Genomic DNA, 21,797 nt, shown 5'->3' with positions numbered 1-21,797 from the left:
GTTGAGCAGCGCCGCGCCCCGCGCCACCGGCCAGGACCACCTCTGGTCGGTGGACGAGCACCTGGAGGACATCCTCGCGACCGTCCGCCCCCTGGAACCCATCGAGTTGAACCTCATGGACGCACAGGGCTGCGTCCTGGTCGAGGACGTCACGGTGCCGCTCTCGCTGCCGCCGTTCGACAACAGCTCCATGGACGGGTACGCGGTGCGGGTCGCGGATGTCGCGGGCGCGAGCGAGGAGTTCCCCGCCGTCCTGGACGTCGTCGGGGACGTCGCGGCGGGCCAGGCCGACCTGCTTCACGTGGGCCCCGGCCAGGCCGCCCGCATCATGACCGGCGCCCCGCTCCCGCCCGGCGCCGAGACCGTCGTCCCCGTCGAGTGGACCGACGGAGGCCTCGGCGAGGGTCCGGTGTCCGGCATGCGCGCCCGGGCCCTGGCCCCCGAGGGCGCCGAGGGCCACGTGCACGTGTACCGCCCGGCCGAGGCACGCGCGCACGTGCGCGCGAAGGGCAGCGACGTGAGGTCCGGGGACCGCGCCCTCGAAGCCGGCACCGTCCTCGGACCGCCCCAGATCGCCCTGCTCGCCGCGATCGGCCGCGGCACGGTCCGCGTGCGCCCGCGCCCGCGCGTGGTCGTCATGTCCACCGGCAGCGAACTCGTCCAGCCCGACGAGGAACTGCGCAGCGGCCAGATCTACGACTCCAACAGCTTCGCCCTCACCGCCTGCGCCCGCGACGCCGGCGCCATCGCCTACCGCGTCGGCGCGGTCCCGGACGAGGCCGAGACCCTCCGCTCCACCATCGAGGACCAGCTCGTCCGCGCCGACCTCATGGTCACGACCGGCGGAGTGAGCGTCGGGGCGTACGACGTCGTCAAGGAGGCGCTCTCGTACGTCGGTGACGAGGACGAGGCGGGCAGCGGCATCGAGTTCCGCAAGATCGCCATGCAGCCCGGCAAACCCCAGGGCTTCGGCACCATCGGCCCCGAGCACACCCCGCTGCTGGCGCTCCCCGGCAACCCGGTGTCGTCGTACGTCTCCTTCGAGCTGTTCGTCCGCCCCGCGATCCGCACCCTCATGGGGCTCGACGACGTCCACCGGCCGCGCACCCGCGCGACCCTGACCACCGGCAAGGCGCTGACCTCGCCGAAGGGCCGCAGACAGTTCCTGCGCGGGACGTACGCCGACGGCTCCGTCACTCCGGTCGGCGGGGCCGGATCACACCTGGTCGCGGCCCTCGCGCTCGCCGACGCGCTGATCGTCGTCCCCGAGGACGTGGAGTCGGTCGAGCCCGGCACCGAGGTCGAGGTCGTCCTGCTCGGCTGAGGGCTCCTGGTTGGCGGTACCGTGTCGCGCACAGCAGCCCCGTGCGCCGCACCGCGCCGGGCCGGGACCGGGAGCGCCACACAGATGAACACGCAGGACCGACTGACGCACATCGACGACGCGGGCGCCGCCCGTATGGTCGACGTGTCCGGCAAGGACGTCACCGCGCGGACCGCCCGCGCAAGCGGCCGCGTCCTCGTCTCACCCCGTGTGGTCGAGCTGCTGCGCGGCGAGGGGGTCCCCAAGGGCGACGCCCTGGCCACCGCACGCATCGCGGGCATCATGGGCGCCAAGCGCACCCCGGACCTCATCCCGCTCTGCCACCCGTTGTCGGTGTCCGGTGTGAAACTGGATCTGTCGGTCGCGGACGACGCCGTGGAGATCCTCGCCACGGTGAGGACCACGGACCGCACGGGCGTCGAGATGGAGGCCCTCACCGCGGTCTCCGTCGCCGCGCTCACCGTGATCGACATGGTCAAGGCGGTCGACAAGGGAGCGGTCATCACGGACGTACGGGTGGAGGAGAAGACCGGCGGCAAGTCGGGCGACTGGAGCCGGGCATGACGTACCGCGCGCTGGTGGTCACCGCCTCCAACAGGGCGGCCGCAGGGGTCTACGAGGACAAGGGCGGACCACGGGTCGCCACCGGCCTCGAAGGCCTCGGCTTCGCCGTCGACGGTCCACGGGTCGTCCCCGACGGCGACCCCGTGGAGGCCGCGCTGCGTGCGGGCGCCGAGGAGGGGTACGACGTGATCGTGACCACCGGTGGCACCGGCATCTCACCCACCGACCGCACACCCGAAGCGACGAGCGCGGTGATCGACTACGAGGTGCCGGGCATCGCGGAGGCCATCAGGGCGTTCGGACGGGAGAAGGTGCCCACCGCCGCGCTCTCCCGGGGCCTGGCCGGAGTGGCGGGAGGGACGCTGATCGTCAATCTGCCGGGTTCCACCGGCGGGGTGAAGGACGGACTGGCCGTACTGGAACCCCTGCTGGTGCACGCCGTCGACCAGATCCGCGGCGGCGACCACCCCAGACCCGGCGTCACCACCGGGGGTGCGAGCTGAACAGCCCATCCTGGCCCGTCGTGCTGACGGACGGAGACATCGTCCTCAGGCCCATAAAGCTGCGCGACCAGCGGGCCTGGCGCGAGGTCAACCGGCGCAACCGGGACTGGCTTCGCCCCTGGGAGGCGACGATTCCGCCGCCCACGCCGAGCGGGCCGATCGCGCACCGGCCGACCTACCGTCAGATGGTCCGCCACCTTCGGTCCGAGGCCGGCTCCGGCCGGATGCTGCCGTTCGTCATCGAGTACCAGGGGCGGCTGGTCGGGCAGTTGACGGTCGCGGGAATCACCTGGGGTTCGATGTGCTCGGGCCACGTCGGTTACTGGGTGGACGAGTCGGTGGCCGGTCGCGGAGTGATGCCGACGGCCGTGGCACTCGTCGTGGACCACTGTTTCCGTGCCGTCGGTCTGCACCGCATCGAGGTCTGCATTCGACCCGAGAACGGACCCAGCCGCCGGGTCGTGGAGAAACTCGGATTCCGCGAGGAGGGCCTCAGGCCGCGTTATCTCCACATCGACGGAGCCTGGCGCGACCACCTGGTCTTCGCGCTGACCGCGGAAGAGGTGCCGGACGGGCTGCTGAGCCGCTGGCAGCGGGCACGCACGCGGGGGAATCCCGCATAGCCCCCACCTTGGTGCGTCCCGCGAAATTGAATAGATGTTCGAAATTGATCGAGCGGCGACCACCTCGGGGCATTAAATTCACACCCTCGGTGGGCTGCTGATCGCATCGGTCACAAAAAAAGTTCGAAATATCAGCCAGATCGTGCGACACACCGGCGCAATTGGCAGATGGCCTCACGCAAACCCCTCTACCGTGTGAGGCGTGAGCAGCAGCGGCCTCATCTACGCAGTCATTGTCGGGGCCTGGGCCGCCTACTTGGTGCCGATGTGGCTCCGTAGGCAGGACGAGCTGAACGAGGCCCGTCCGACGGAACGCTTCAGCACCGCCATCCGGCTGCTGTCCGGACGGGCGGGCATGGAGCGCCGATACGCCAAGGACCTGCGGGTGCGCTCCACCGAAGAGGAGGAGCCCAGCGCCCGACGTCCGGACGCCGTCACCGACTCGGTGGACGTCCGGGCCTTCGCCATGCCTCCGGCCCGCCCGCAGGCACGCGCCGAGGTGCGAGCGGAGGCGCCGGCGCAGGCACCAGGACATCCGAAACCGGCACGTGAACAGGTGGAAGCACCGGCGCCCGCAGCGGCCCCCGCGCCTGTACGGAAGCGGGCACCCGCCCCCCGGCGCACACCCTCGGAGGAAGCGGCCGCGGCGCGTGCCCGGCGTACCAAGGTGCTCGCGCGCCGTCGGCGTACCACCGTGATGCTCTTCATCGCGTTCACGCTCGGCGCGATCGTCGCCGCGGTCGGAGGGCTCGCTTTCCTCTGGGCGCCCGGTGTGCCCGCCATACTGCTCAGCGGCTACATCGCGTACCTGCGCTCCCAGGAGCGACGCCGTTTCGCCTACCAGATGGACCGGCGCCACGCCGAGGCCGCCGCGCAGCGGCTCCGGGAGCGCTCGCGCCAGCCGCGCCGGCGCGCTGCCGCCGCCGAGGTGGACGCCGACGAACCGGACGAGGGACCAGAGCAGGAAACCGACCCCGGTCTGTCCGCGCTCGCCGCCGACCGCCGCGCCCTCGTCGAGCAGACCGACCACGCCGAGTGGGTCGACCAGCAGCGCGAGCGGCAGCGACGGCCCGGGCGCGGCGACAGCTGGGACCCGGTGCCCGTGCCGCTGCCGACGTACGTGACCGCGCCGGTCGCGCCACGGGCCACCGCGGAGGTGGACCTCGGAGCGCCCGACGCGTGGAGCTCGGCCCGGTCGAGTTCCGTCGCCCGGGACCAGGAGGCGCAGGCGGGCTCCGACGCCGAGCACCGGGACGCCGCGGCGCCGGGCGAGGCGGCCCCCGAGGAGGAGAGGGCGGACGACGACGGGCGCTGTGACGCCCGCCGTGCGGCTTCCGCGCGGCGGGCACGGGAGCGCGGTCGTACACCGCTGTTCGATCAGTACGAGGAAGGTGACCGGCCGCGGGCCGCCAACGAGTAGCCCCCGCCCCACCTGTGCCGCTGCCCTCGGGCGGGCCGGAACGGATTTTCAAGCACGCGGATCGGGGTGCTAGAGTTCCTCTCGTTGCAAGGGCCTGTGGCGCAGTCCGGTAGCGCACCTCGTTCGCATCGAGGGGGCCAGGGGTTCGAATCCCCTCAGGTCCACCGCAACAACTATCCCGAGGAGACTCGGGGGAGTTGAAGAGATCCCGTCCGATCGGTTGATCGGACGGGATCTTTGTTTTTGGCCGGCCGACGGCTTCGGTTGATGTTCCGTCAGCGGGCGCCCAGCTGCTTGGCGAAGCACCGGCTGTCCTCGTAGTGCCGGTAGTACCCGAACTTCTCGCACGGCTCGTAACCGCTGGACGTGTAGAGGGCTATGGCCTCCGGCTGCTTCGTGCCCGTCTCCAGGACCATCCGTAGCCGGTCGGCCGCGGAGGCGTCCTCCTCCAGAGCGGCCAGGATGCGCCGGGCGAGGCCGCGCCCGCGGGCGCCGTCCACGACGTACATCCGCTTGACCTCGGCATCGCCGTCGCGGTTGCCCTCGTCGTTCGTGTCCTGGGCGCGCCAGCCGCCCGTGGCGACGGGGCTGTCGTTCTCGTCGTACACGATGAAGTACACGCCGTTCGGCGGCTCGAAGTCCGCCGGGTCCAGGGAGGTCGCGTCTCCGCCGTCGCCGTAGCGCACGTGGTACTCGGCCTGGACCCTGTCGCTCAGCTTCACGGCGTCCGGGTGGTCGAAAGAGACGCGGCGCATATTCATGTTGGGGATCGTACACCTATGCATGGGCGGGAATCTGGGCTCCGTCCAGTGTGCCGGTATCGTGCCCGCGTGCTCACTGTGACCTCCGTCAACGTCAATGGACTGCGCGCCGCCGCGAAGAAGGGCTTCGTGGAGTGGCTCGCCGGGACCTCCGCCGATGTGCTCTGCCTGCAGGAGGTGCGCGCCGAGCCGCAACAGTTGCCCGAGCATGTGCGCACGCCCGACGGCTGGCACGTGGTGCACGCGCCGGCCGCCGCCAAGGGCCGCGCCGGTGTCTCCCTCTACACCCGCCGCGAACCCGACCGCATCCAGGTCGGCTTCGGCTCCGCCGAGTTCGACGCCGCCGGCCGGTACGTCGAGGTCGACCTGCCGGGCCTCACGGTCGCCTCCCTCTACCTCCCCTCCGGCGAGGTCGGCACCGAGCGCCAGGACGAGAAGCTCCGCTTCATGGACGAGTTCCTCGCCCATCTGAAGGCGCTGCGCCGGCGGGCCGCCGCCGACGGGCGCGAGGTGGTCGTCTGCGGCGACTGGAACATCGCCCACCAGCGGGCCGACCTCAAGAACTGGCGCGGCAACCAGAAGAACTCCGGCTTCCTGCCGGAGGAACGGGAGTGGCTGGGTCAGGTCCTCGACGCGGCGGACGGCGGGTACGTCGATGTCGTACGGGCCCTGCATCCGGAGGTGGAGGGGCCGTACACCTGGTGGTCCTACCGGGGGCGGGCCTTCGACAACGATTCAGGGTGGAGGATCGACTACCAGGTCTCGACGCCCGGTCTCGCCGCCAAGGCCGTCAAGGCCTACGTCGAGCGGGCGGCCACGCATGACGAGCGGTGGTCGGACCATGCGCCGGTGACCGCGGTGTACGACCTGTAGGCGAGCCGTTCCGTCAGTCCGTGCCCAGGTCCCGCTTCCGCAGCCGCCGATCCAGCGCCAGCGAAAGCTCCGCCTCCACCACGCTCCGGGCCAGGGGGCGCAGGCGTTGGAGGTCGTCCTCGTGGGCGTGGTCCAGGACCAGTTCGGCGAACATCTCCGCCAGGGCGTCGGCGTGTTCGCGGACGCGGGCGCCTGCCTTGAGGACCTCCGCGAGGGGGATTCCCTCGCGGACCAGGGCCGAGGAGACGTCCAGGAGGCGGCGGCTGATGTGGACGATCTCGTCGCCGTCGGTGCCGAGGTAGCCGAGGTCCATCGCGGCCGCGAGGTTGTCCGGGGTGACCTCGCCCTCGAAGCGGGCGGCGAGTTCCTCGGGGGTGAGGCGGACGGGCTCCTCCTCGGTGGGAGTGACGCCGAGCACGGCGGCCATGTCGCGGCCGTGGTCGAGGGCCTCCGCCAGTTCCGCGATGCCGGTGAGGGTGTGGCCGCGTTCCAGGAGCGCCGCGATCGTGCGCAGGCGGGCCAGGTGGTGATCGTCGTACCAGGCGATGCGGCCCTCGCGGCGGGGCGGCGGGATCAGCTTGCGTTCGCGGTAGAAGCGCAGGGTGCGCACCGTGATGCCGGCCAGCCCGGCCAGCTCCTCCATGCGGTACTCGCGTCGTCCGTCGTCCCCTGCCACGTGACGCAGCCTATGTTGTACCGCCGGTAACTTTCATTCCCTCCTACCCCTACCCATCGGTACGGAGCTGCTCTACGCTCCCCATTGCGCCAGTGTTCACTGGCAGAGTCCGAAGAGTGAGGCGTGGAGGCTACGGGATGGCCGAGCACGAACATGTACGCGTGGCGGTGATCGGGTCCGGGTTCGGCGGCCTTGGGGCAGCCGTGCGGCTGCGGCGCGAGGGGATCACCGACTTCGTCGTGCTGGAGCGGGCCGACAGCGTCGGCGGGACCTGGCGGGACAACAGCTATCCGGGGTGTGCCTGCGATGTGCCGTCCCATCTGTACTCGTTCTCCTTCGCGCCCAATCCCGACTGGCCGCGCACCTTCTCGGGGCAGCAGCACATCCGGGCCTATCTGGAGCACGTCACGGACGTCTTCCACCTCCGGCCGCACCTTCGCTTCAACTCCGAAGTGAGGATGATGACCTGGGACAGCGAGCAGCTGAGGTGGGAGATCGAGACCAGCGGCGGGCGGCTGTCCGCGGACATCGTCGTCTCCGCCACCGGGCCGCTCTCCGATCCCAGGATCCCCGAGATTCCGGGGCTCGACTCCTTCCCCGGCAAGGTCTTCCACTCCGCCCGCTGGGACCACGACCACGACCTGCGCGGCAAGCGCGTCGCGATGGTGGGGACCGGCGCCTCCGCCATCCAGATCGTGCCCAGCATCCAGCCGGACGTCGCCCGGCTGACCCTCTTCCAGCGCACCCCGCCCTGGGTCATGCCCCGCGTCGACCGCGCCATCAGCGGTGCGGAGCGGGCGCTGCACCGTGCGTTGCCCTTCACCGCGCAGGTCCGGCGCGGACTGCTGTGGGGGATGCGGGAGTTGCAGGTCCAGGCGTTCACCAAGCATCCCGACGAGCTGGGTTTCATCGAGCAGTTGGCCAAGCGGAACATGGCGCGGGCCATCAAGGACCCGGCCCTGCGCGCCAAGCTCACCCCCGACTACCGCATCGGCTGCAAGCGGATCCTGCTGAGCAGTGCGTACTATCCGGCGCTCGCCCGTCCGAACGTGGACGTCGTGGCGAGCGGGTTGAGCGAGATCCGCGGTTCGACCGTCGTCGCCGCCGACGGGAGCGAGGCCGAGGTCGACGCGATCATCTTCGGTACGGGGTTCCATGTCACCGACATGCCGATCGCCGACCGGGTCGTGGGCGCCGACGGCAGGACCCTTGCCGAGTCCTGGAAGGGCGGGATGGAGGCCCTGCGCGGCGCCTCCGCGGCCGGGTTCCCCAACTGGATGACCATCATCGGGCCCAACACCGGGCTCGGGAACTCCTCGATGATCCTGATGATCGAGTCGCAGCTCAACTACATGGCGGATTTCGTACGGCAGTTGGGGGTTCTCGGGGGACGTGCGGCCCTCGACGCCCGGCCCGGTGCCGTCGCCGCCTGGAACCGGCGGGTGCAGGAGCGCATGAAGCGGACGGTGTGGAACACCGGCGGCTGCACCAGCTGGTATCTCGACGCGAGCGGTCGTAACACCACCATCTGGCCCGGTACGACGACCGAGTTCCGGCGGGCCACCCGGCGGGTGGATCTCACGGAGTACGAACTCCTGCGCGCTCCGGCCAAGAGCGGGGACAGCGGCGACAACGGGAACAGCGGCGGCGGGGACAGCGGGGAGAGCGCGAAGAGCGTGGGGGTGGACGCGTGAGCCGGCTCATGAGTGTTTCCTCCGGGCCGTATGCCCCGCCCGCCCCCGCCCGTGAGCTCGTCGCCGAATCGGCCGACGGTGCCCGTCTGCACGTCGAGCTGCACGGACCCGTCGAAAACGGCGCCGCGCCCGCGGTCGTCCTCGCCCACGGCTGGACCTGCTCCACCGCCTTCTGGGCCGCGCAGATACGGGACCTCGCGGCCGACCATCGCGTCATCGCCTACGACCAGCGCGGCCACGGACGCAGTCCGGCGAGCCCGGTGTGCAGTACGGAGGCCCTCGCGGACGATCTCGAAGCCGTACTGGAAGCGACTCTGGCGCCGGGAGAGAAGGCCGTGGTCGTCGGCCATTCCATGGGCGGCATGACGGTGCTGGCGGCGTCCGGGAGAGCCGTCTTCCGGGAGCACGCGGCCGCCGTCCTGCTGTGCAGCACGGGTTCCTCGCGGCTGGTCGCCGAGTCGACGGTCGTCCCCCTCCGGCCCGGTCGGCTGCGGACCTGGCTGACCAGGCACATCCTCGGGGCGCGGGCACCGCTCGGGCCGGTCACGCCCCTCGCCCGGCGGATCCTCAAGTACGGGACGATGGGGCCGGGTTCGGCGCCGCACATGGTGGAGGCGTGCGCGCGGATCGTGCACGCGTGTCCCCGCAAGGTGCGGCACACCTGGTCGAAGGTGCTCCATCTGCTCGATCTCGACCATGGCGTGCGGGAGTTGAGGGTGCCGACGTTCGTCGTCGTCGGGACCGCCGACCGTCTCACGCCGCCCGTGCAGGCGCGTGCGCTGGTCGACGCGCTGCCGAACTGCGTGGGCAGCACCGAACTGCCCGGGCTCGGCCACATGACGCCGGTGGAGGCGCCGGAGCTGGTCACGGGCCGGATCCGGGACCTCGTGACGACGTACGCAACCATCAAGGAGGGCGCATGAGCAGGGTGGGTCTGGACGGGCAGGTCGCGGTCGTCACCGGTGCCGCGCGCGGTGTGGGGGAGCTGCTCGCCCGCAAACTGTCCGCGCGCGGAGCCAAGGTGGCGCTGGTCGGGCTGGAGCCGGACGCCCTGGGGCAGGTCTCCGAGCGGCTGCACGGCGACAGCGCCCACTGGTACGCCGATGTGACGGACCATGAGGCGATGGCGCGGGTGGCGCGCGAGGTCAAGGAGCGGTTCGGGAAGGTCGACCTGGTGGTCGCGAACGCGGGTGTCGCGACCGGCGGTCCCTTCGTCGACTCCGATCCGGAGGCGTGGCGGCGGGTGATCGAGGTCAACCTGATCGGGTCGGCGGTCACGGCGCGGGCGTTCTTGCCGGTGCTCATGGAGAGCCGCGGCTATCTGCTGCAGATCGCGTCGCTCGCCGCGATCACCCCGGCGCCCATGATGACCGCGTACTGCGCCTCCAAGTCCGGTGTGGAGGCCTACGCGCACAGCCTGCGGGCCGAGGTCGGCCACAAGGGCGTGCGGGTCGGGGTCGGTTACCTGTCATGGACCGACACGGACATGGTGCGGGGCGCCGATCAGGACGAGGTCATGCGGGAGCTGCGGCAGCGGCTGCCGTGGCCGTCCAACAAGACGTATCCGCTGGGGCCCGCCGTGGACCGGCTCGTCGCCGGGATCGAGCGGCGGTCGAGCCATGTGTACGGGCAGTGGTGGCTGCGCGGGATGCAGGGCGTGCGGGGATATCTGCCGGGCTTGATCGGGACGGTGGGCCAGCGGGAGATGAAGCGGTTCGGGACGCGGCTTCAGGGCATGCGATCGGGGCTCGTCGGTGCAGGTGGGGCGGCGGACGAGGAGTCCCGCGCTACGCACCGTAGTTGATCGAAATGCGCACTGTGTCCGCCCGTGTGAATCTGGTCGAGGCCCGATCAAGGGCCTTCCCCTCACCCACCACGGGAGTGAACCCACATGGGTATGAAGGACCAGTTCCAGGACAAGTCGGAGCAGTGGCAGCAGCAGGCCAAGCAGAAGGCCCAGCAGGCGCGTGAGCAGGGTCAGGAGCGTGGCCGGCAGAGCCAGGAGCCTGGCCGGTCGGGTCAGGAGCGCGGCCGACAGGGTCAGGAGCGCGGCCGACAGGGTCAGGAGCATGGCCGACAGGGCCAGGAGCCTGGCCGGCCGGGGCAGGAGCGCATGCGTGACGAGGAGACGGAGCGGATGCGGCGCGAGGAGCAGGACCGGCTCGACCCGGACTACGACATGTAGCACCGGCCTGAGCCGATGAGAGTGGGGTGCCCTGGGTTTCTGGGGCGCCCCACTTCTGGTGTTCCGATTCGGGGTGCGTTGTCGGGTGCGGGTTGTGGGTGGCTGGTCGCGCTCGCGCGGCGGCAGCCGCACATCGATACGGCCCCGCGCCCCTTCAGGGCGTTGTGCGGGGTGGCAGCTTTGGACGGGACCGGTCGGGGACGTTGTCGTAGTCCGGGGGTGTTGCCGGGGGGTTCGACTCCAGTAGTTCCACGGCCAGTTGGACCGCGTCGTCGAGTTGGGCGTGGCGGCCCTCCGCCCAGTCCAGCGGGGTGCGGAGGATTTCCAGGTCGGGTGTCACGCCGCGGTTCTCGACGCCCCAGCCGTACGCGTCGAACCAGGCCGCGTTCATCGGGACCGTGATGACCGTGCCGTCGCCGAGCCGGTGGCGGCCGGTCATGCCGACGACTCCGCCCCAGGTGCGCTGGCCGATGACGGGACCGAGCCCGAGGAGCTTGATGGCCGCGGTGATCATGTCGCCGTCGGAGGACGTCGCCTCGTCCGCCAACGCCACCACCGGACCTCTCGGCGCGTTCGAGGCGTACGACACCGGCTGGGCGTTGCGGGTCAGGTCCCAGCCCAGGATCGTGCGGGTCAGCTTCTCCACGACGAGTTCGCTGATGTGGCCGCCCGCGTTGCCGCGTACGTCGACGATCAGGGCGGGCCTCGACACCTCCAGCCGCAGGTCCCGGTTGAACTGGGCCCAGCCCGAGCCGCCCATGTCCGGGATGTGCAGATAGCCGCACCGGCCGCCGCTCAACTCCCGTACGACGGCCCGGCGTTTGGCCACCCAGTCCTGGTAGCGCAGCGGGCGCTCGTCGATCAGCGGGACGACCGCCACCCGGCGCGCGCGGCCCGCCTCGCCCTGGGCCGGCGTGAACGTCAGCTCCACCGTGGTGCCTCCCGAACCGGCCAGGAGCGGGTACGGGCCCCTCGCCGGGTCCACCGGGCGCCCGTCGACGTGGGTCAGCACGGCCCCCTCCCGGATCCCCGTGCCCGCCAGCGGTGAGCGCGCCTTCGAGTCCGAGGATTCGCCCGGGAGGATCCGCTTGACCACCCAACCCTCGTCCCTGTGTACGAGGTTGGCGCCGAGCAGACCCTGCGGACGCTGGTAGTGCGGTGGGCCCTCGTTGCGTCGTGCGGCGGTGACGTAGGCGTGGGACGTGCCCAGCTCGCCCAGGACTTCGCGCAGGAGGTCGGCGAACTCGTCCGGGGACGCGACCCGTTCGAGCAGCGGGCGGTACTGGTCGAGCACCGCGTCCCAGTCGATGCCGCACATCCCCGGGTCCCAGAAGTACGCGCGGATGAGACGGCCGGCCTCCTCGTACGACTGGCGCCACTCGGCGGCCGGGCAGACCTCGTGCAGGATCCGGCGCAGGTCGATCCAGACCGTCGTGTCGCCGTCTCCGGACTCGCTCGCGGGGACGGCGCGCAGGTCGCCCTCGTCGACCACGACCAGCCGGCTTCCGTCGCCGCTGATCGCGAACCAGTCCAGGTGCTCGACGAGTTCGGACTTCTTCGCCTTGCTGATGTTGAAGTGTTCGAGGGTCGGGCGGCCGGTGGTGTCGTCCGGATTGGCGAACGTCTCACCGAGCGCCCCCGAGATCGGCCAGCGCAGCCAGACCAGCCCGCCGCCCGCCACCGGAAACAGCGCCGAGTACTTGGAGGCGGGGACCGGGAAAGGGGTGACCCGGCTCTCCAGCCCCTCGATCTCGACCGTGACCGCGCCGTCGCCGCCCTCCTCGTCCTCCACCGGGTCCAGGCCCCCGGCGGCCGGCCGTCCTTCGGGGTTCAGCGCGAAGGGGGAGAGGGTGGCCGAACTCAACGGCACCAGATAGGGGCGGCAGCCGAGTGGGAAGGACAGGTCCCCGGTGTGGACGTCGTACACCGGGTCGAAGCCGCGCCAGGACAGGAACGCCAGGTAGCGGCCGTCTCTCGTGAACACCGGGTTCTCGTCCTCGAAGCGGCCGTTGGTGACGTCGACGATCAGATGGTCCCCCGTGCCGGTTGCGGAGATCCGGGCCATCTTGATCTGCCTCAGCGACCTGCCGATCCCCGGGTGCGACCACGTCAGCCACGTCCCGTCCGGCGAGAAGGCGAGGTCCCGTACCGGCCCGTTGACCGAGTGGATCAGCTCGGTCATCTCGCCGCCCGAGTCCTCGGTGCCCGCGGCGGCAGCCGCATCGTCGGACACGGTGATGAGCAGCAGCCGTCCGTCGTGCGAGGCGATGGCGAGGCGCTCGCCCTTCGGGTCGGAGACCAGCTCCAGGACGCGGCCCAGCCCGCCGGAGGCCAGACGCCGGGGCTCGCGGTCGCCGGTGGCCCGCGGGAGGTAGGCGATCTCGATCGCGTCCTCGCCCTCCGCGTCCGTCACGTACGCGACCTGGCCGGCCGAGCCGAGCATCTCCGGGAGCCGGACCCGTACCCCCGGGGTGTCGGTGATCGTGCGGGCCGGGCCGTCGCGGTGGGTGAGCCAGTACAGGCTGCCGCGTACGACGACGGCGCTCGCGCGGCCCGTCTCGTCCACCGAGATGCCGTCCACGTGCTGGGCGGCCGGGACCTGGTAGCTGCGGCGGCCCGCGCGCGGCCCGCTCAGCCGTACGTCCAGGCGGCGCGGTGCGGAGTCGGCGGCGAGGTCGTCGACGATCCACAGGTCGCCGGCGCACTGGTACACCACCCGGGTGCCGTCGCTCGCGGCGTGCCGGGCGTAGAAGGCGTCGTGGTCGGTGTGGCGGCGCAGGCCGGAGCCGTCGTGGGCGCAGGAGTAGAGGTTGCCGATGCCCTCGTGGTCGGACAGGAAGGCGATCCGGCCGCCGACGAACATGGGGGAGTGGAGGTGGCCTTCGAGGTCGGGCAGCAGCCGCTCGCCGTGCAGCCACAGCCTGCCCGTCGCCCCGCCCCGGTAGCGCTTCCAGGCGGCGGGCTCGTGCGGCGGGGTGCCGGTGAGGAGGAGGGTCCTGCGCTCGCCGTCGATCTCGGCGACCTGGATGTCGGAGACCGGGCCCCAGGGCAGCTTGCGCCCGGCGTCGCCGTCGGGGGACACCTTGTAGGCCCAGGTGAAATAGGAGAAGGGCTCGCCGTGGGAGGCGACGGCGAGGATGGTGCCGCCCGGGTCCCAGCCGCAGACCTGGGTGTCGGCCGAGCCCCAGTAGGTGAGCTGCCGCTCGGGTCCGCCGTCCACCGGCACCACATGGATCTCGGGGACCAGACTCCGCCAGCTCGTGTACGCGATCCTGGTGCCGTCGGGCGAGAAGCGGGGGTGGCCGACCTTCGTACGGTCGACGGTCAGGCGCCAGGCGCGTCCCGGGCCGTCGAGGGGGGTCAGCCAGAGGTCGTCCTCGGCCACGAAGCACAAGAGGTCGCCGCTCAGGTGCGGCAGGCGCAGATAGCTCACCTCCCCATGCTTTTCCGGTGAATGGGGCCGAGCAACTTATGAGTCCTTCACACACGTGAGCGACCACACGTACGAAACGGTTTCGTTTCGTTTGCATGCGGGGTATCTTCATGGACATACGAGAAGGACGCATCCCGAGCCGGAAGGTGAGTGGCATGACTGAGGTCGCAACGGCGCGTCGCAGTCGGATCACACCCGAGCGCGAGGCCGAGCTGTACGAGGCCGTGCTCGACCTGCTCAGGGAAGTCGGCTACGACGCCCTCACCATGGACGCCGTGGCCGCCCGCACCAAGTCCAGCAAGGCGACCCTCTACCGCCAGTGGGGCGGCAAGGCCGAGCTGGTGGCCAAGGCGGTGCGGCACAACAAGCCGGGCGGCCTCGGGCTCAGTGACATCGACACCGGGTCGCTCCAGGGCGACCTGCACGCCCTCACGATGCGTTCGGACGACTGCGAGATGGAGCAGAACTCCGCGCTGATGCGGGGTCTGGCCATGGCCGTGCACGGCAACCCGGATCTCCTCAAGGCGTTCAAGGCACATCTCGTCGAGCCGGAGATGGCGGAGTTCCGTCGAGTCGTGCAGCGGGCGGTCGACCGGGGTGAGGTCCGCGCGGACAACCCGGCGATCGACTACATGATGCACATGATGCTCGGCGGGTTCGCCGCCCGCACGATGCTCGACGAGCTGCCGCCGACGCAGGACTTCCTCATCTCGTACATCGACGCCGTGGTCCTCCCCGCCCTCGGCGCGCCCACCACCTGATCGACCCCCGATCCCACCCCACCACCTGACGTCACCGCTCAAGTCGTCGGGACGGTCACCCCTGCCTCCCCGCCGGGCTGATCACCCCTGCTCCGACCCCGACCGCGCGCGTGGTGTTCAAGGCGCGGGCCGGCGAGGGCATCCTCGCCTCCGCGATGACGGGCCTGGCGTCCCTGGGGGCGGCGGGCGGGCGCGTCGCGGGGCCGCGCAGGCGGGCCTAGGCGGTTGTCAGTGGCGGGGCCTAGCCTGCCCGTCATGACCACACTGCCCGCACGACCCAATGCCGCCCTGCTGGTGATCGACGTCCAGCAGGGCGTCGTGGCGTCCGCGCACGAGCGTGACGCCGTCGTCGCCACCATCGCGGCGCTCGTCGACAGGGCTCGCGCGGAGGGGGCCCCGGTCGTCTGGGTCCAGCACTCCGACGAGCACCTGGAGAAGGGAAGCGACGCCTGGCGGTACGTCCCGGAGCTGACCCGCCTCGAGTCGGAACCGCTGGTGCACAAGACCTACGGCGACTCCTTCGAGGACACCGACCTGGAGGCGGTCCTGGCCGACGCCGGAGCCGGACACCTGGTCGTCACCGGCGCGGAGACGGACGCCTGCATCCGCTCCACGATCCACGGCGCCTTCGCCCGCGGCTACGACGTGACGCTGGTCGGCGACGCGCACACGACGAACGACAACAGCGAGTGGGGCGCCCCGGCACCGGACCAGGTCATCGCCCACACCAACCTTTACTGGCGGTACCAGTCGGCGCCGGGGCGGACGGCCGGGGTGGTGGCGGCGAAGGACGTGGCGTTCTCCTGACCGACAGGGGTTTCGCGGCGGCCACACTCAGCTCCGCCCATACCGTTTTCCGCGGATACGGCCCCGCCGCCGCGCCCCACCGGTCCGCGAGGGCGTCCACCAGCACCAGACCCCGGCCCGATTCGGCGTCCGGGCCGCCCTGTGCGAGGCAGGGGAGGAGGTCGGCTCGGGTGTCCGTCACCTCGATGCGGAGGGTGTCCCCACCTCACCATCGCCCCGACACCATGGACCCGTTTTGTCGACCACATCACGCGTGCCTGAGGAACCGGCGCCCGGTACGCCCGTCGTGCGGGTCGAGACCGTGGAGCTCGATGGGCATGGCGCTCGGCAAATCAGCAGCAGGGCAAGACAGTCCGCGTCTCTGGCCGACCGCGCCGAGGAGCTGCAGGCAGCCATCCCGCAGGCCCCTCGGACTTCCTCGCCGCCCAGCAGGCAGGCGTGCGCTTCCTCGGCTATGCCCGCGACGAAAGCAAGGCGAAGCTGCTGAGAGGAGCCGGTGCCGGCCTGATCGTCGGTTCTCTGGAACCGGTGCTCCGTTGCATCCGCGGTTGACGCAGTCGCCTGCCTCCTACACGTACCGCTAGCGTGCCGTGCATGACGACCCCCGATGTCACCGACACCTCCGGAGCCAACCCCCGTTTCGCCGCCGCCCTGCGCGAGCTGGGACTCGGCGAACTGCTCGGCCGCATCCGCCGCTTCCCGGACGCGACACGGACCGCCGCGGAGGCCGCCGCCGCGATCGGCTGCGAGCTGAGCGAGATCTGCAAGTCGCTGATCTTCGCGGCGGACGGAGTGCCGGTGCTGGTGCTGATGGACGGGGCCTCGCGGGTGGACCTGGAGCGGGTCCGTGCGGAACTCGGCGCCGAGAAGGTGACACGGGCCAAGGCGGATGTCGTGCGGGAGACGACCGGGTACGCCATCGGCGGCGTACCGCCCTTCGGGCACCGCACGAAGACCCGGGTGCTGGCGGACCGTTCGCTGCTCGATCACGGCGTGGTGTGGGCCGCGGCCGGCAATCCGCACGCGGTGTTCCCCATGGAGCCCAAGGACCTTGTCGCCCACGCCGGTGCCGCCCTCGTGGACGTGCGCGAGCGCACCCCGTGACGCCGCTGGTCGCCGCCGCGGTCCTGTTCGCCGCGGTCACGCACGCCAGCTGGAACGCGATCGCCCACCGGATCACCGACAAGCTGGTCGGCTTCACGCTGATCGCCGGCGGCGGCATGCTCATCGGGCTGCTCATGGTGCCGTTCGTGCCGTTCCCGGCGCCCGGCGCCTGGCCGTATCTCGGCTTCTCGGCCGTCATCCACGTCGCGTACTACGTCCTGCTCATGCGGTCCTTCCGGCTCGGTGACTTCGGGCAGGCGTACCCGATCGCACGCGGTACCGCGCCCCTGGTGGTCACGCTCCTCGCCGCGGTCTTCGCCCACGAGGCGCCGGACGGCTGGGCGGCCACGGGGATCGCCGTGTCCTGCGCGGGGCTGACCGGCGTGGCCCTGTGGGGGCTGCGGGGACGCCGGCCGAACTGGGCCGCGATCGGCGCCGCACTCGCCACCGGCCTGACCATCGCCGGCTACACGGTCGTGGACGGACTGGGAGTACGGGCGTCCGGCTCCTCCCTCGGCTACATCGCCTGGCTGATGGCCGTCGAGGGCGTGGCGATCCCGGCGTACGCCCTCACCCGCATGCGGGGTGAACTCCTCGCCGCCCTACGGCCGTTCGCCACCCTCGGCCTGCTCGGCGCGGCCCTGTCGGTGCTCGCGTACGGCCTCGTCCTGTGGGCCCAGACGAAGGCGGAACTCGCACCGATCGCCGCCCTGCGCGAGTCGTCGATCATCGTGGGCGCGGCGATCGGTGCCGTCTTCTTCAAGGAGCGGTTCGGGGCGCCGCGGATCGCGGCGGCCGGGCTGCTGGTGGTCGGCATCGGGCTGATGCTGCACGCCGGGTAGCGGTCGCGCGGCCGTCAGGAGGACCGAGAGCCGCAGGACAGATAGCCGCAGGGCGGATGGGCGGGCCGGCAGTGGTGCGTGCGGCCGCGCCGAGGAGCACTCTGGAAGCAGGTCTTCCGGAGGTGATCGTCATGATGCACACCGCAGTGGGATGGCATGTCGAGCTGGAGTTCCAGGAGGACGAGACGCACACGCGGGCGGTCGCGATGGTGCGGCTGCCCGACGGGACCGAGGTACGGGCCCACGGTCACGCGAGCCGCCACCACACCGACGCACGTCAGCCGAGGGTGGGTGAGGAGATCGCCGGCGCGCGGGCGCTGAACGAGCTCGCCATGCAGATGCTCGCCAAGGCGCACGGCGAGATCGACTCGGCGTCCGGGCGGACCTCGCACTCGATCAACGTCTAGAGGCCGTCCGGAGGTCGTCTAGAGGGACCGGCGTACCGCCCGTACCAGCGCCTGCGCCCGCGGATCCGCCGTCACGCTCTTCCTGAAGCCGTTCGTCACATAGCCGAAGGCGATGCCGGATTCGGGGTCGGCGAAGCCGAGGGCGCCGCCGCGGCCGGGGTGGCCGAAGGAGGTGGGCGCGAGGAGCGGGGACGCCGTTCCGTGCAGCATGTAGCCGAGGCCGAACCGGGTGTTCACCACGAGCACCCGGTCCGCTCCCGCACTGCGTTCGCCGCGTGCCAGCTCCATCGTCTCCGGCGTGAACAGGCGTGTCCCGCCGTCCACTTCGCCGATCAGCGAGGCGTAGAAGCGTGCCAGCCCCTCCGCCGTCGCGATGCCGTTGGAGGCGGGGAGGGCGGCGGCGCGGTAGGCGGGGTCGTTCTCGTCGGGCAGGGGGGTGATCGCGGCGAAGGCGCGGCGGGTGAGGGAGGTCCGGTCCGCGTAGGCGTCGGCGACCGCGCGCTTGGGGCGCGTCTTCAGGCCGCCCGGGTCGGCAGGGGGCTCGACCTGTGCCACCCGGCCCACGCGTGAGACCTCGGACTGCGGCAGCCCGAGCCACAGGTCCGCGCCGACCCGGCCCGCGATCTCGTCCGCGATCCACTCGCCGATGTCCCGCCCGGTGACCCGCCGCACCAGCTCGCCCGTCAGCCAGCTGTACGTCTGCGCGTGGTACCCGTGGTCCGTGCCCGGCTCCCACACCGGCGCCTGCGCGGCGACGGCCTCGGCTCCCAGAGCGGGGTCCGCGGCCTGGGCGGGCGTCAGCGGACGGTCCAGCACGGGCACGCCCGCCCGGTGCGCGAGCAGGTGCCACACCCGCGTCCGCTCCTTGCCCGCCGCCTTGAACTCCGGCCAGTGATCGCCGACGGGCGCGTCCAGGTCCAGCTCCCCGCGCTGGCACAGCAGCAGGAGTACGGCGGCGGCGACGCCCTTGGTCGCCGAGCGCACGATCTGCGCAGTGCCCTGCTGCCACGGCTCGGCATCCACGGCATCGACGGCACCGACGGCACCGACGGCACCGACGGCACTGTCTACGTTCTTCGTGCCACCCCACAGGTCGGCGACCTTGTGCCCGTCCCGGTAGACGGCGACGGCCGCGCCCCGGTCTCCGAGCACCTCGAAGTTCCGCACGAACGCTTCCCTGACCGGCTCGAAGCCCTCGGCCACCGCACCGTTCACGTCCACGCCCGTACTTCCTTCCGGCCCACCTGTGACTGTGGGGGCAACGCCCCTGCACAGCCTGCGATTCCCCGGTGTCGCTAGCCCAACAGGATCGTTACGTCGATGTTGCCGCGCGTCGCGTTCGAGTACGGGCACACCTCGTGCGCCGCGTCCACGAGCTTCGCCGCGACATCGGCGTCCAGCACGGGCAGCGAGACGTTGAGGGCGACCGCGAGGCCGTAGCCACGCTGCCTGTTCGGGCCGATGCCGACCTTCGCGGCGACGGTGGAGCCGGTGAGGTCGAAGCCGGAACGGCGGCCGACCAGCACCAGCGCGTTGTGGAAGCAGGAGCTGTACCCGGCGGCGAAGAGCTGCTCCGGGTTGGTGCCGTTCCCGTCGCCGCCGAGGGCCGTGGGCATCGCGACCTTCAGCTCGACCTGGCCGTCCTGGCTGGTGACGTAGCCGTCCCGGCCGCCATGTGCGGTCGCCTCGGCGACGTACATGATTTTCGTCGGCCGGGTGTCGGCGGTGGTGTCGTCACTCATGGCTGCCCCCCAGAACGAGTGCGCGCAAATACATCGTGCACAAGGTACTGGCCGGTAGGTATGCAGCCGTTACCAGGGGGTGGCAACCGCGGGTAACGCGAGATCAGCGGTTCGCCGCCGCTTCGGCCCGCGCCGCCAGCCGCCACAGCTCCTCGCGCAGACGCGCGACCTCCGGTGCGTCGAGGCCGGTCGCCGCGAGCAGTGCCCCCGGGACGCACGCCGCGCGCTCCCGCAGTTCCGCCCCGCGCGCCGTGCACGCGACGAGCACCGAGCGCTCGTCGTGCGCCGCGCGCTCCCGGCGCACCAGCCCCGCCGACTCCAGCCGCTTCAGCAGCGGCGACAGCGTGCCGTAGTCGAGCCGCAGCGCCGCAGCCAGTTCCTTGACGGTGCTCTCGCCGCGCTCCCACAGGACGAGCAGGACCAGGTACTGCGGGTAGGTGAGGCCGAGTTCGTCGAGGAGCGGGCGGTAGGAGGACGTCACCGCGCGCTGGGCCGCGTACAGCGCGAAGCACAACTGATCATCGAGCAGCAGTGAGGCCGCCGTATGGTCCTCGTTCGTCACGCGCCCATTGTCACGGACCGCGGGTCGAAACCGAAGGGCAGCTCCAGGCGGTGGGCGCGCATCAGGTCCTCGTCGGCCAGCAGTTCGGCCGTCCTGCCGTCCGCCGCGATCACGCCCTCGCTGAGGATCATGGAGCGGGGGCACAGCTCAAGGGCGTACGGCAGGTCGTGGGTGACCATGAGGACGGTGACGTCCAACGAGCGCAGGATGTCGGCCAGTTCGCGACGGGAGGCCGGGTCGAGGTTGGAGGAGGGCTCGTCCAGCACGAGGATCTCCGGCTCCATCGCGAGCACCGTCGCCACGGCCACCCGACGCCGCTGCCCGAAGGAGAGGTGGTGCGGGGGCCGGTCCTTGAACTCCGCCATGCCCACCCGGGCCAGCGCCCGGTCGACCCGCTCCTCCAGCTCCGGGCCCTTCAGCCCGGCCGCGGCAGGGCCGAACGCCACGTCCTCGCGGACCGTCGGCATGAACAGCTGGTCGTCCGGGTCCTGGAAGACGATGCCGACCCGGCGCCGGATCTCGGCCATGTGCTGCTTGCCCACGGGCAGTCCGGCGACGTGTACTGAGCCCGCGCCGCCGGTCAGGATGCCGTTGAGGTGGAGCACGAGGGTGGTCTTGCCGGCGCCGTTCGGCCCGAGCAGCGCGACCCGCTCGCCCCGCGCGAGGGAGAAGTCCACGCCGAACAGGGCCTGGTGGCCGTCGGGGTAGGCGAAGGCGAGGCCCGAGACCTCCAGGGAAGCAGCACGGTCAGTAGTCACAGGGTCCATCCCAGCAGGCAGACGACGAGGGCGGCACAGGGGAGTGCGAGAGCGTACGACCACTGCGCCCGGGACGCGGTCACCTCGTCGATCACCGGCATCGAACCGGCGTAACCACGGCTGACCATGGCCAGGTGCACGCGCTCCCCGCGCTCGTAGGAGCGGATGAACAGGGCGCCGGCCGACTTCGCCAGCACGCCCCAGTGCCGCACGCCCCGCGCCTCGAAGCCCCGCGACTCCCGGGCGATCCGCATCCGCCGCATCTCGTCCGTGATGACGTCGCCGTAGCGGATCATGAAGGACGCGATCTGCACGAGCAGCGGCGGGAGCTTCAACCGCTGCAGTCCCAGCAGGAGTTCGCGCAGTTCCGTGGTGGAGGCGAGCAGCACCGACGCGGCGACGCCCAGCGTGCCCTTGGCGAGCACGTTCCACGCGCCCCACAGGCCGTTCACGCTCAGCGACAGGCCCAGGACGTCCACCCGCCCGCCCTCCGCCACGAACGGCATCAGCACCGCGAACGCGACGAACGGCACCTCGATCAGCAGTCGCTTCAGCAGGAAACCGGCGGGCACGCGCGCGTGGTACGCGACCACCGAGAGCAGCACGGCGTACAGGCCGAAGGCCCACATCGCCTCCCGCGGCGTCGACACCACGACCACCACGAACGCGAACGCCGCCGCCAGCTTGGTGTGCGGCGGCAGGGCGTGCACGGGTGAGTGCCCGTGCCGGTAGAGCTTGTGCGCGTGCCCGGCGCCCAC

Annotated in this window: 23 protein-coding genes and 1 tRNA gene; 16 read left to right on the top strand and 8 right to left on the bottom strand. The window is 71.5% G+C overall.

All coding sequences use genetic code 11. The features are described from left to right. Position 1 precedes the first annotated feature (1 nt). The 6 genes from glp to ACYUED_RS17730 all read left to right on the top strand — a co-directional run bounded on the left by glp (position 2) and on the right by ACYUED_RS17730 (position 4,598). The gene (gene glp, locus ACYUED_RS17755) at positions 2–1,324 is read left to right on the top strand and encodes a molybdotransferase-like divisome protein Glp (protein ID WP_491293250.1); all 1,323 of its coding nucleotides are present in this window, start codon (positions 2–4) and stop codon (positions 1,322–1,324) included. Positions 1,325–1,408: 84 nt separating this feature from the next. Beyond that, positions 1,409–1,888, top strand: coding sequence for a cyclic pyranopterin monophosphate synthase MoaC (moaC, locus tag ACYUED_RS17750; RefSeq protein ID WP_491293249.1), 480 nt, complete (start codon positions 1,409–1,411; stop codon positions 1,886–1,888). Then, positions 1,885–2,391, top strand: a complete 507-nt coding sequence (locus ACYUED_RS17745; RefSeq protein ID WP_491293248.1) for a MogA/MoaB family molybdenum cofactor biosynthesis protein — start codon at positions 1,885–1,887, stop codon at positions 2,389–2,391. Before moaC ends, ACYUED_RS17745 begins: the two co-directional genes overlap by 4 nt. A 20-nt stretch (positions 2,392–2,411) precedes the next feature. Then, positions 2,412–3,014: a GNAT family N-acetyltransferase gene (locus ACYUED_RS17740; RefSeq protein WP_491293247.1), complete on the top strand. Its 603-nt coding sequence runs from the start codon at positions 2,412–2,414 to the stop codon at positions 3,012–3,014. A 202-nt stretch (positions 3,015–3,216) separates the two neighbouring features. Further along, a complete protein-coding gene (gene sepX, locus ACYUED_RS17735; RefSeq protein ID WP_491293246.1) occupies positions 3,217–4,434 on the top strand; it encodes a divisome protein SepX/GlpR in 1,218 nt (405 codons plus the stop codon). A gap of 90 nt (positions 4,435–4,524) precedes the next feature. Then, positions 4,525–4,598 (top strand) — tRNA-Ala (locus tag ACYUED_RS17730). 111 nt (positions 4,599–4,709) lie between these two features. Here ACYUED_RS17730 and ACYUED_RS17725 read toward each other — a convergent pair. Further along, positions 4,710–5,195: a GNAT family N-acetyltransferase gene (locus ACYUED_RS17725; RefSeq protein WP_491293245.1), complete on the bottom strand. Its 486-nt coding sequence runs from the start codon at positions 5,193–5,195 to the stop codon at positions 4,710–4,712. Between the two features lie 69 nt (positions 5,196–5,264). Between ACYUED_RS17725 and ACYUED_RS17720 the strand changes: the two genes are divergently transcribed. Next, entirely contained in the window at positions 5,265–6,068 is an 804-nt protein-coding gene (locus ACYUED_RS17720; protein ID WP_491293244.1) for an exodeoxyribonuclease III, read from the top strand. 13 nt (positions 6,069–6,081) lie between these two features. On the opposite strand, the gene ACYUED_RS17715 is transcribed toward ACYUED_RS17720, so the two are convergent. Further along, positions 6,082–6,711, bottom strand: coding sequence for a MerR family transcriptional regulator (locus ACYUED_RS17715; RefSeq protein ID WP_491294308.1), 630 nt, complete (start codon positions 6,709–6,711; stop codon positions 6,082–6,084). A 170-nt stretch (positions 6,712–6,881) separates the two neighbouring features. Between ACYUED_RS17715 and ACYUED_RS17710 the strand changes: the two genes are divergently transcribed. The 4 genes from ACYUED_RS17710 to ACYUED_RS17695 all read left to right on the top strand — a co-directional run bounded on the left by ACYUED_RS17710 (position 6,882) and on the right by ACYUED_RS17695 (position 10,623). Beyond that, positions 6,882–8,438, top strand: coding sequence for a flavin-containing monooxygenase (locus ACYUED_RS17710; protein WP_491293243.1), 1,557 nt, complete (start codon positions 6,882–6,884; stop codon positions 8,436–8,438). Next, positions 8,435–9,361, top strand: a complete 927-nt coding sequence (locus tag ACYUED_RS17705) for an alpha/beta fold hydrolase (RefSeq protein ID WP_491293242.1) — start codon at positions 8,435–8,437, stop codon at positions 9,359–9,361. The genes ACYUED_RS17710 and ACYUED_RS17705 overlap by 4 nt, the downstream gene beginning before the upstream one ends. Continuing rightward, the gene (locus ACYUED_RS17700) at positions 9,358–10,242 is read left to right on the top strand and encodes an SDR family oxidoreductase (RefSeq protein ID WP_491293241.1); all 885 of its coding nucleotides are present in this window, start codon (positions 9,358–9,360) and stop codon (positions 10,240–10,242) included. Before ACYUED_RS17705 ends, ACYUED_RS17700 begins: the two co-directional genes overlap by 4 nt. 87 nt (positions 10,243–10,329) lie before the next feature. Beyond that, positions 10,330–10,623, top strand: a complete 294-nt coding sequence (locus tag ACYUED_RS17695) for a hypothetical protein (RefSeq protein WP_491293240.1) — start codon at positions 10,330–10,332, stop codon at positions 10,621–10,623. Positions 10,624–10,777: 154 nt separating this feature from the next. On the opposite strand, the gene ACYUED_RS17690 is transcribed toward ACYUED_RS17695, so the two are convergent. Beyond that, on the bottom strand, positions 10,778–14,056 hold the full coding sequence (locus ACYUED_RS17690; protein WP_491293239.1) for a S41 family peptidase: 3,279 nt from the start codon (positions 14,054–14,056) through the stop codon (positions 10,778–10,780). 155 nt (positions 14,057–14,211) lie between these two features. Between ACYUED_RS17690 and ACYUED_RS17685 the strand changes: the two genes are divergently transcribed. From ACYUED_RS17685 to ACYUED_RS17665, 5 genes are all read left to right on the top strand, one after another. Continuing rightward, complete coding sequence (locus ACYUED_RS17685; protein ID WP_491293238.1) at positions 14,212–14,817, top strand: TetR/AcrR family transcriptional regulator; 606 nt, start codon at positions 14,212–14,214, stop codon at positions 14,815–14,817. A 255-nt stretch (positions 14,818–15,072) separates the two neighbouring features. Further along, positions 15,073–15,624 carry an isochorismatase family protein gene (locus ACYUED_RS17680; RefSeq protein ID WP_491293237.1) on the top strand — a complete coding sequence of 184 codons (552 nt, stop codon included), beginning with the start codon at positions 15,073–15,075 and terminating at the stop codon, positions 15,622–15,624. Between the two features lie 594 nt (positions 15,625–16,218). Beyond that, positions 16,219–16,728, top strand: coding sequence for a YbaK/EbsC family protein (locus ACYUED_RS17675; protein WP_491293236.1), 510 nt, complete (start codon positions 16,219–16,221; stop codon positions 16,726–16,728). Then, positions 16,725–17,570, top strand: coding sequence for an EamA family transporter (locus ACYUED_RS17670; RefSeq protein ID WP_491293235.1), 846 nt, complete (start codon positions 16,725–16,727; stop codon positions 17,568–17,570). The genes ACYUED_RS17675 and ACYUED_RS17670 overlap by 4 nt, the downstream gene beginning before the upstream one ends. 131 nt (positions 17,571–17,701) lie before the next feature. Continuing rightward, positions 17,702–17,977 (top strand): DUF1876 domain-containing protein, encoded by a 276-nt coding sequence (locus tag ACYUED_RS17665; RefSeq protein WP_266515920.1) that lies wholly within the window; start codon positions 17,702–17,704, stop codon positions 17,975–17,977. Between the two features lie 18 nt (positions 17,978–17,995). On the opposite strand, the gene ACYUED_RS17660 is transcribed toward ACYUED_RS17665, so the two are convergent. The 5 genes from ACYUED_RS17660 to cbiQ form a co-directional block, all read right to left on the bottom strand. Beyond that, complete coding sequence (locus ACYUED_RS17660; protein WP_491293234.1) at positions 17,996–19,198, bottom strand: serine hydrolase domain-containing protein; 1,203 nt, start codon at positions 19,196–19,198, stop codon at positions 17,996–17,998. A gap of 74 nt (positions 19,199–19,272) precedes the next feature. Then, a complete protein-coding gene (locus tag ACYUED_RS17655) occupies positions 19,273–19,719 on the bottom strand; it encodes an organic hydroperoxide resistance protein (protein ID WP_491293233.1) in 447 nt (148 codons plus the stop codon). Positions 19,720–19,822: 103 nt separating this feature from the next. Further along, on the bottom strand, positions 19,823–20,281 hold the full coding sequence (locus tag ACYUED_RS17650) for a MarR family winged helix-turn-helix transcriptional regulator (protein WP_491293232.1): 459 nt from the start codon (positions 20,279–20,281) through the stop codon (positions 19,823–19,825). Further along, on the bottom strand, positions 20,278–21,048 hold the full coding sequence (locus ACYUED_RS17645; protein ID WP_491293231.1) for an energy-coupling factor ABC transporter ATP-binding protein: 771 nt from the start codon (positions 21,046–21,048) through the stop codon (positions 20,278–20,280). Before ACYUED_RS17645 ends, ACYUED_RS17650 begins: the two co-directional genes overlap by 4 nt. Further along, positions 21,036–21,797 carry a cobalt ECF transporter T component CbiQ gene (gene cbiQ, locus ACYUED_RS17640; RefSeq protein ID WP_491293230.1) on the bottom strand — a complete coding sequence of 254 codons (762 nt, stop codon included), beginning with the start codon at positions 21,795–21,797 and terminating at the stop codon, positions 21,036–21,038. The genes ACYUED_RS17645 and cbiQ overlap by 13 nt, the downstream gene beginning before the upstream one ends.

Source organism: Streptomyces sp. DF42, assembly GCF_058267695.1.
Note: the sequence above shows the minus strand (reverse complement) of the source record. Positions and strands in the feature narration are given on the sequence as shown.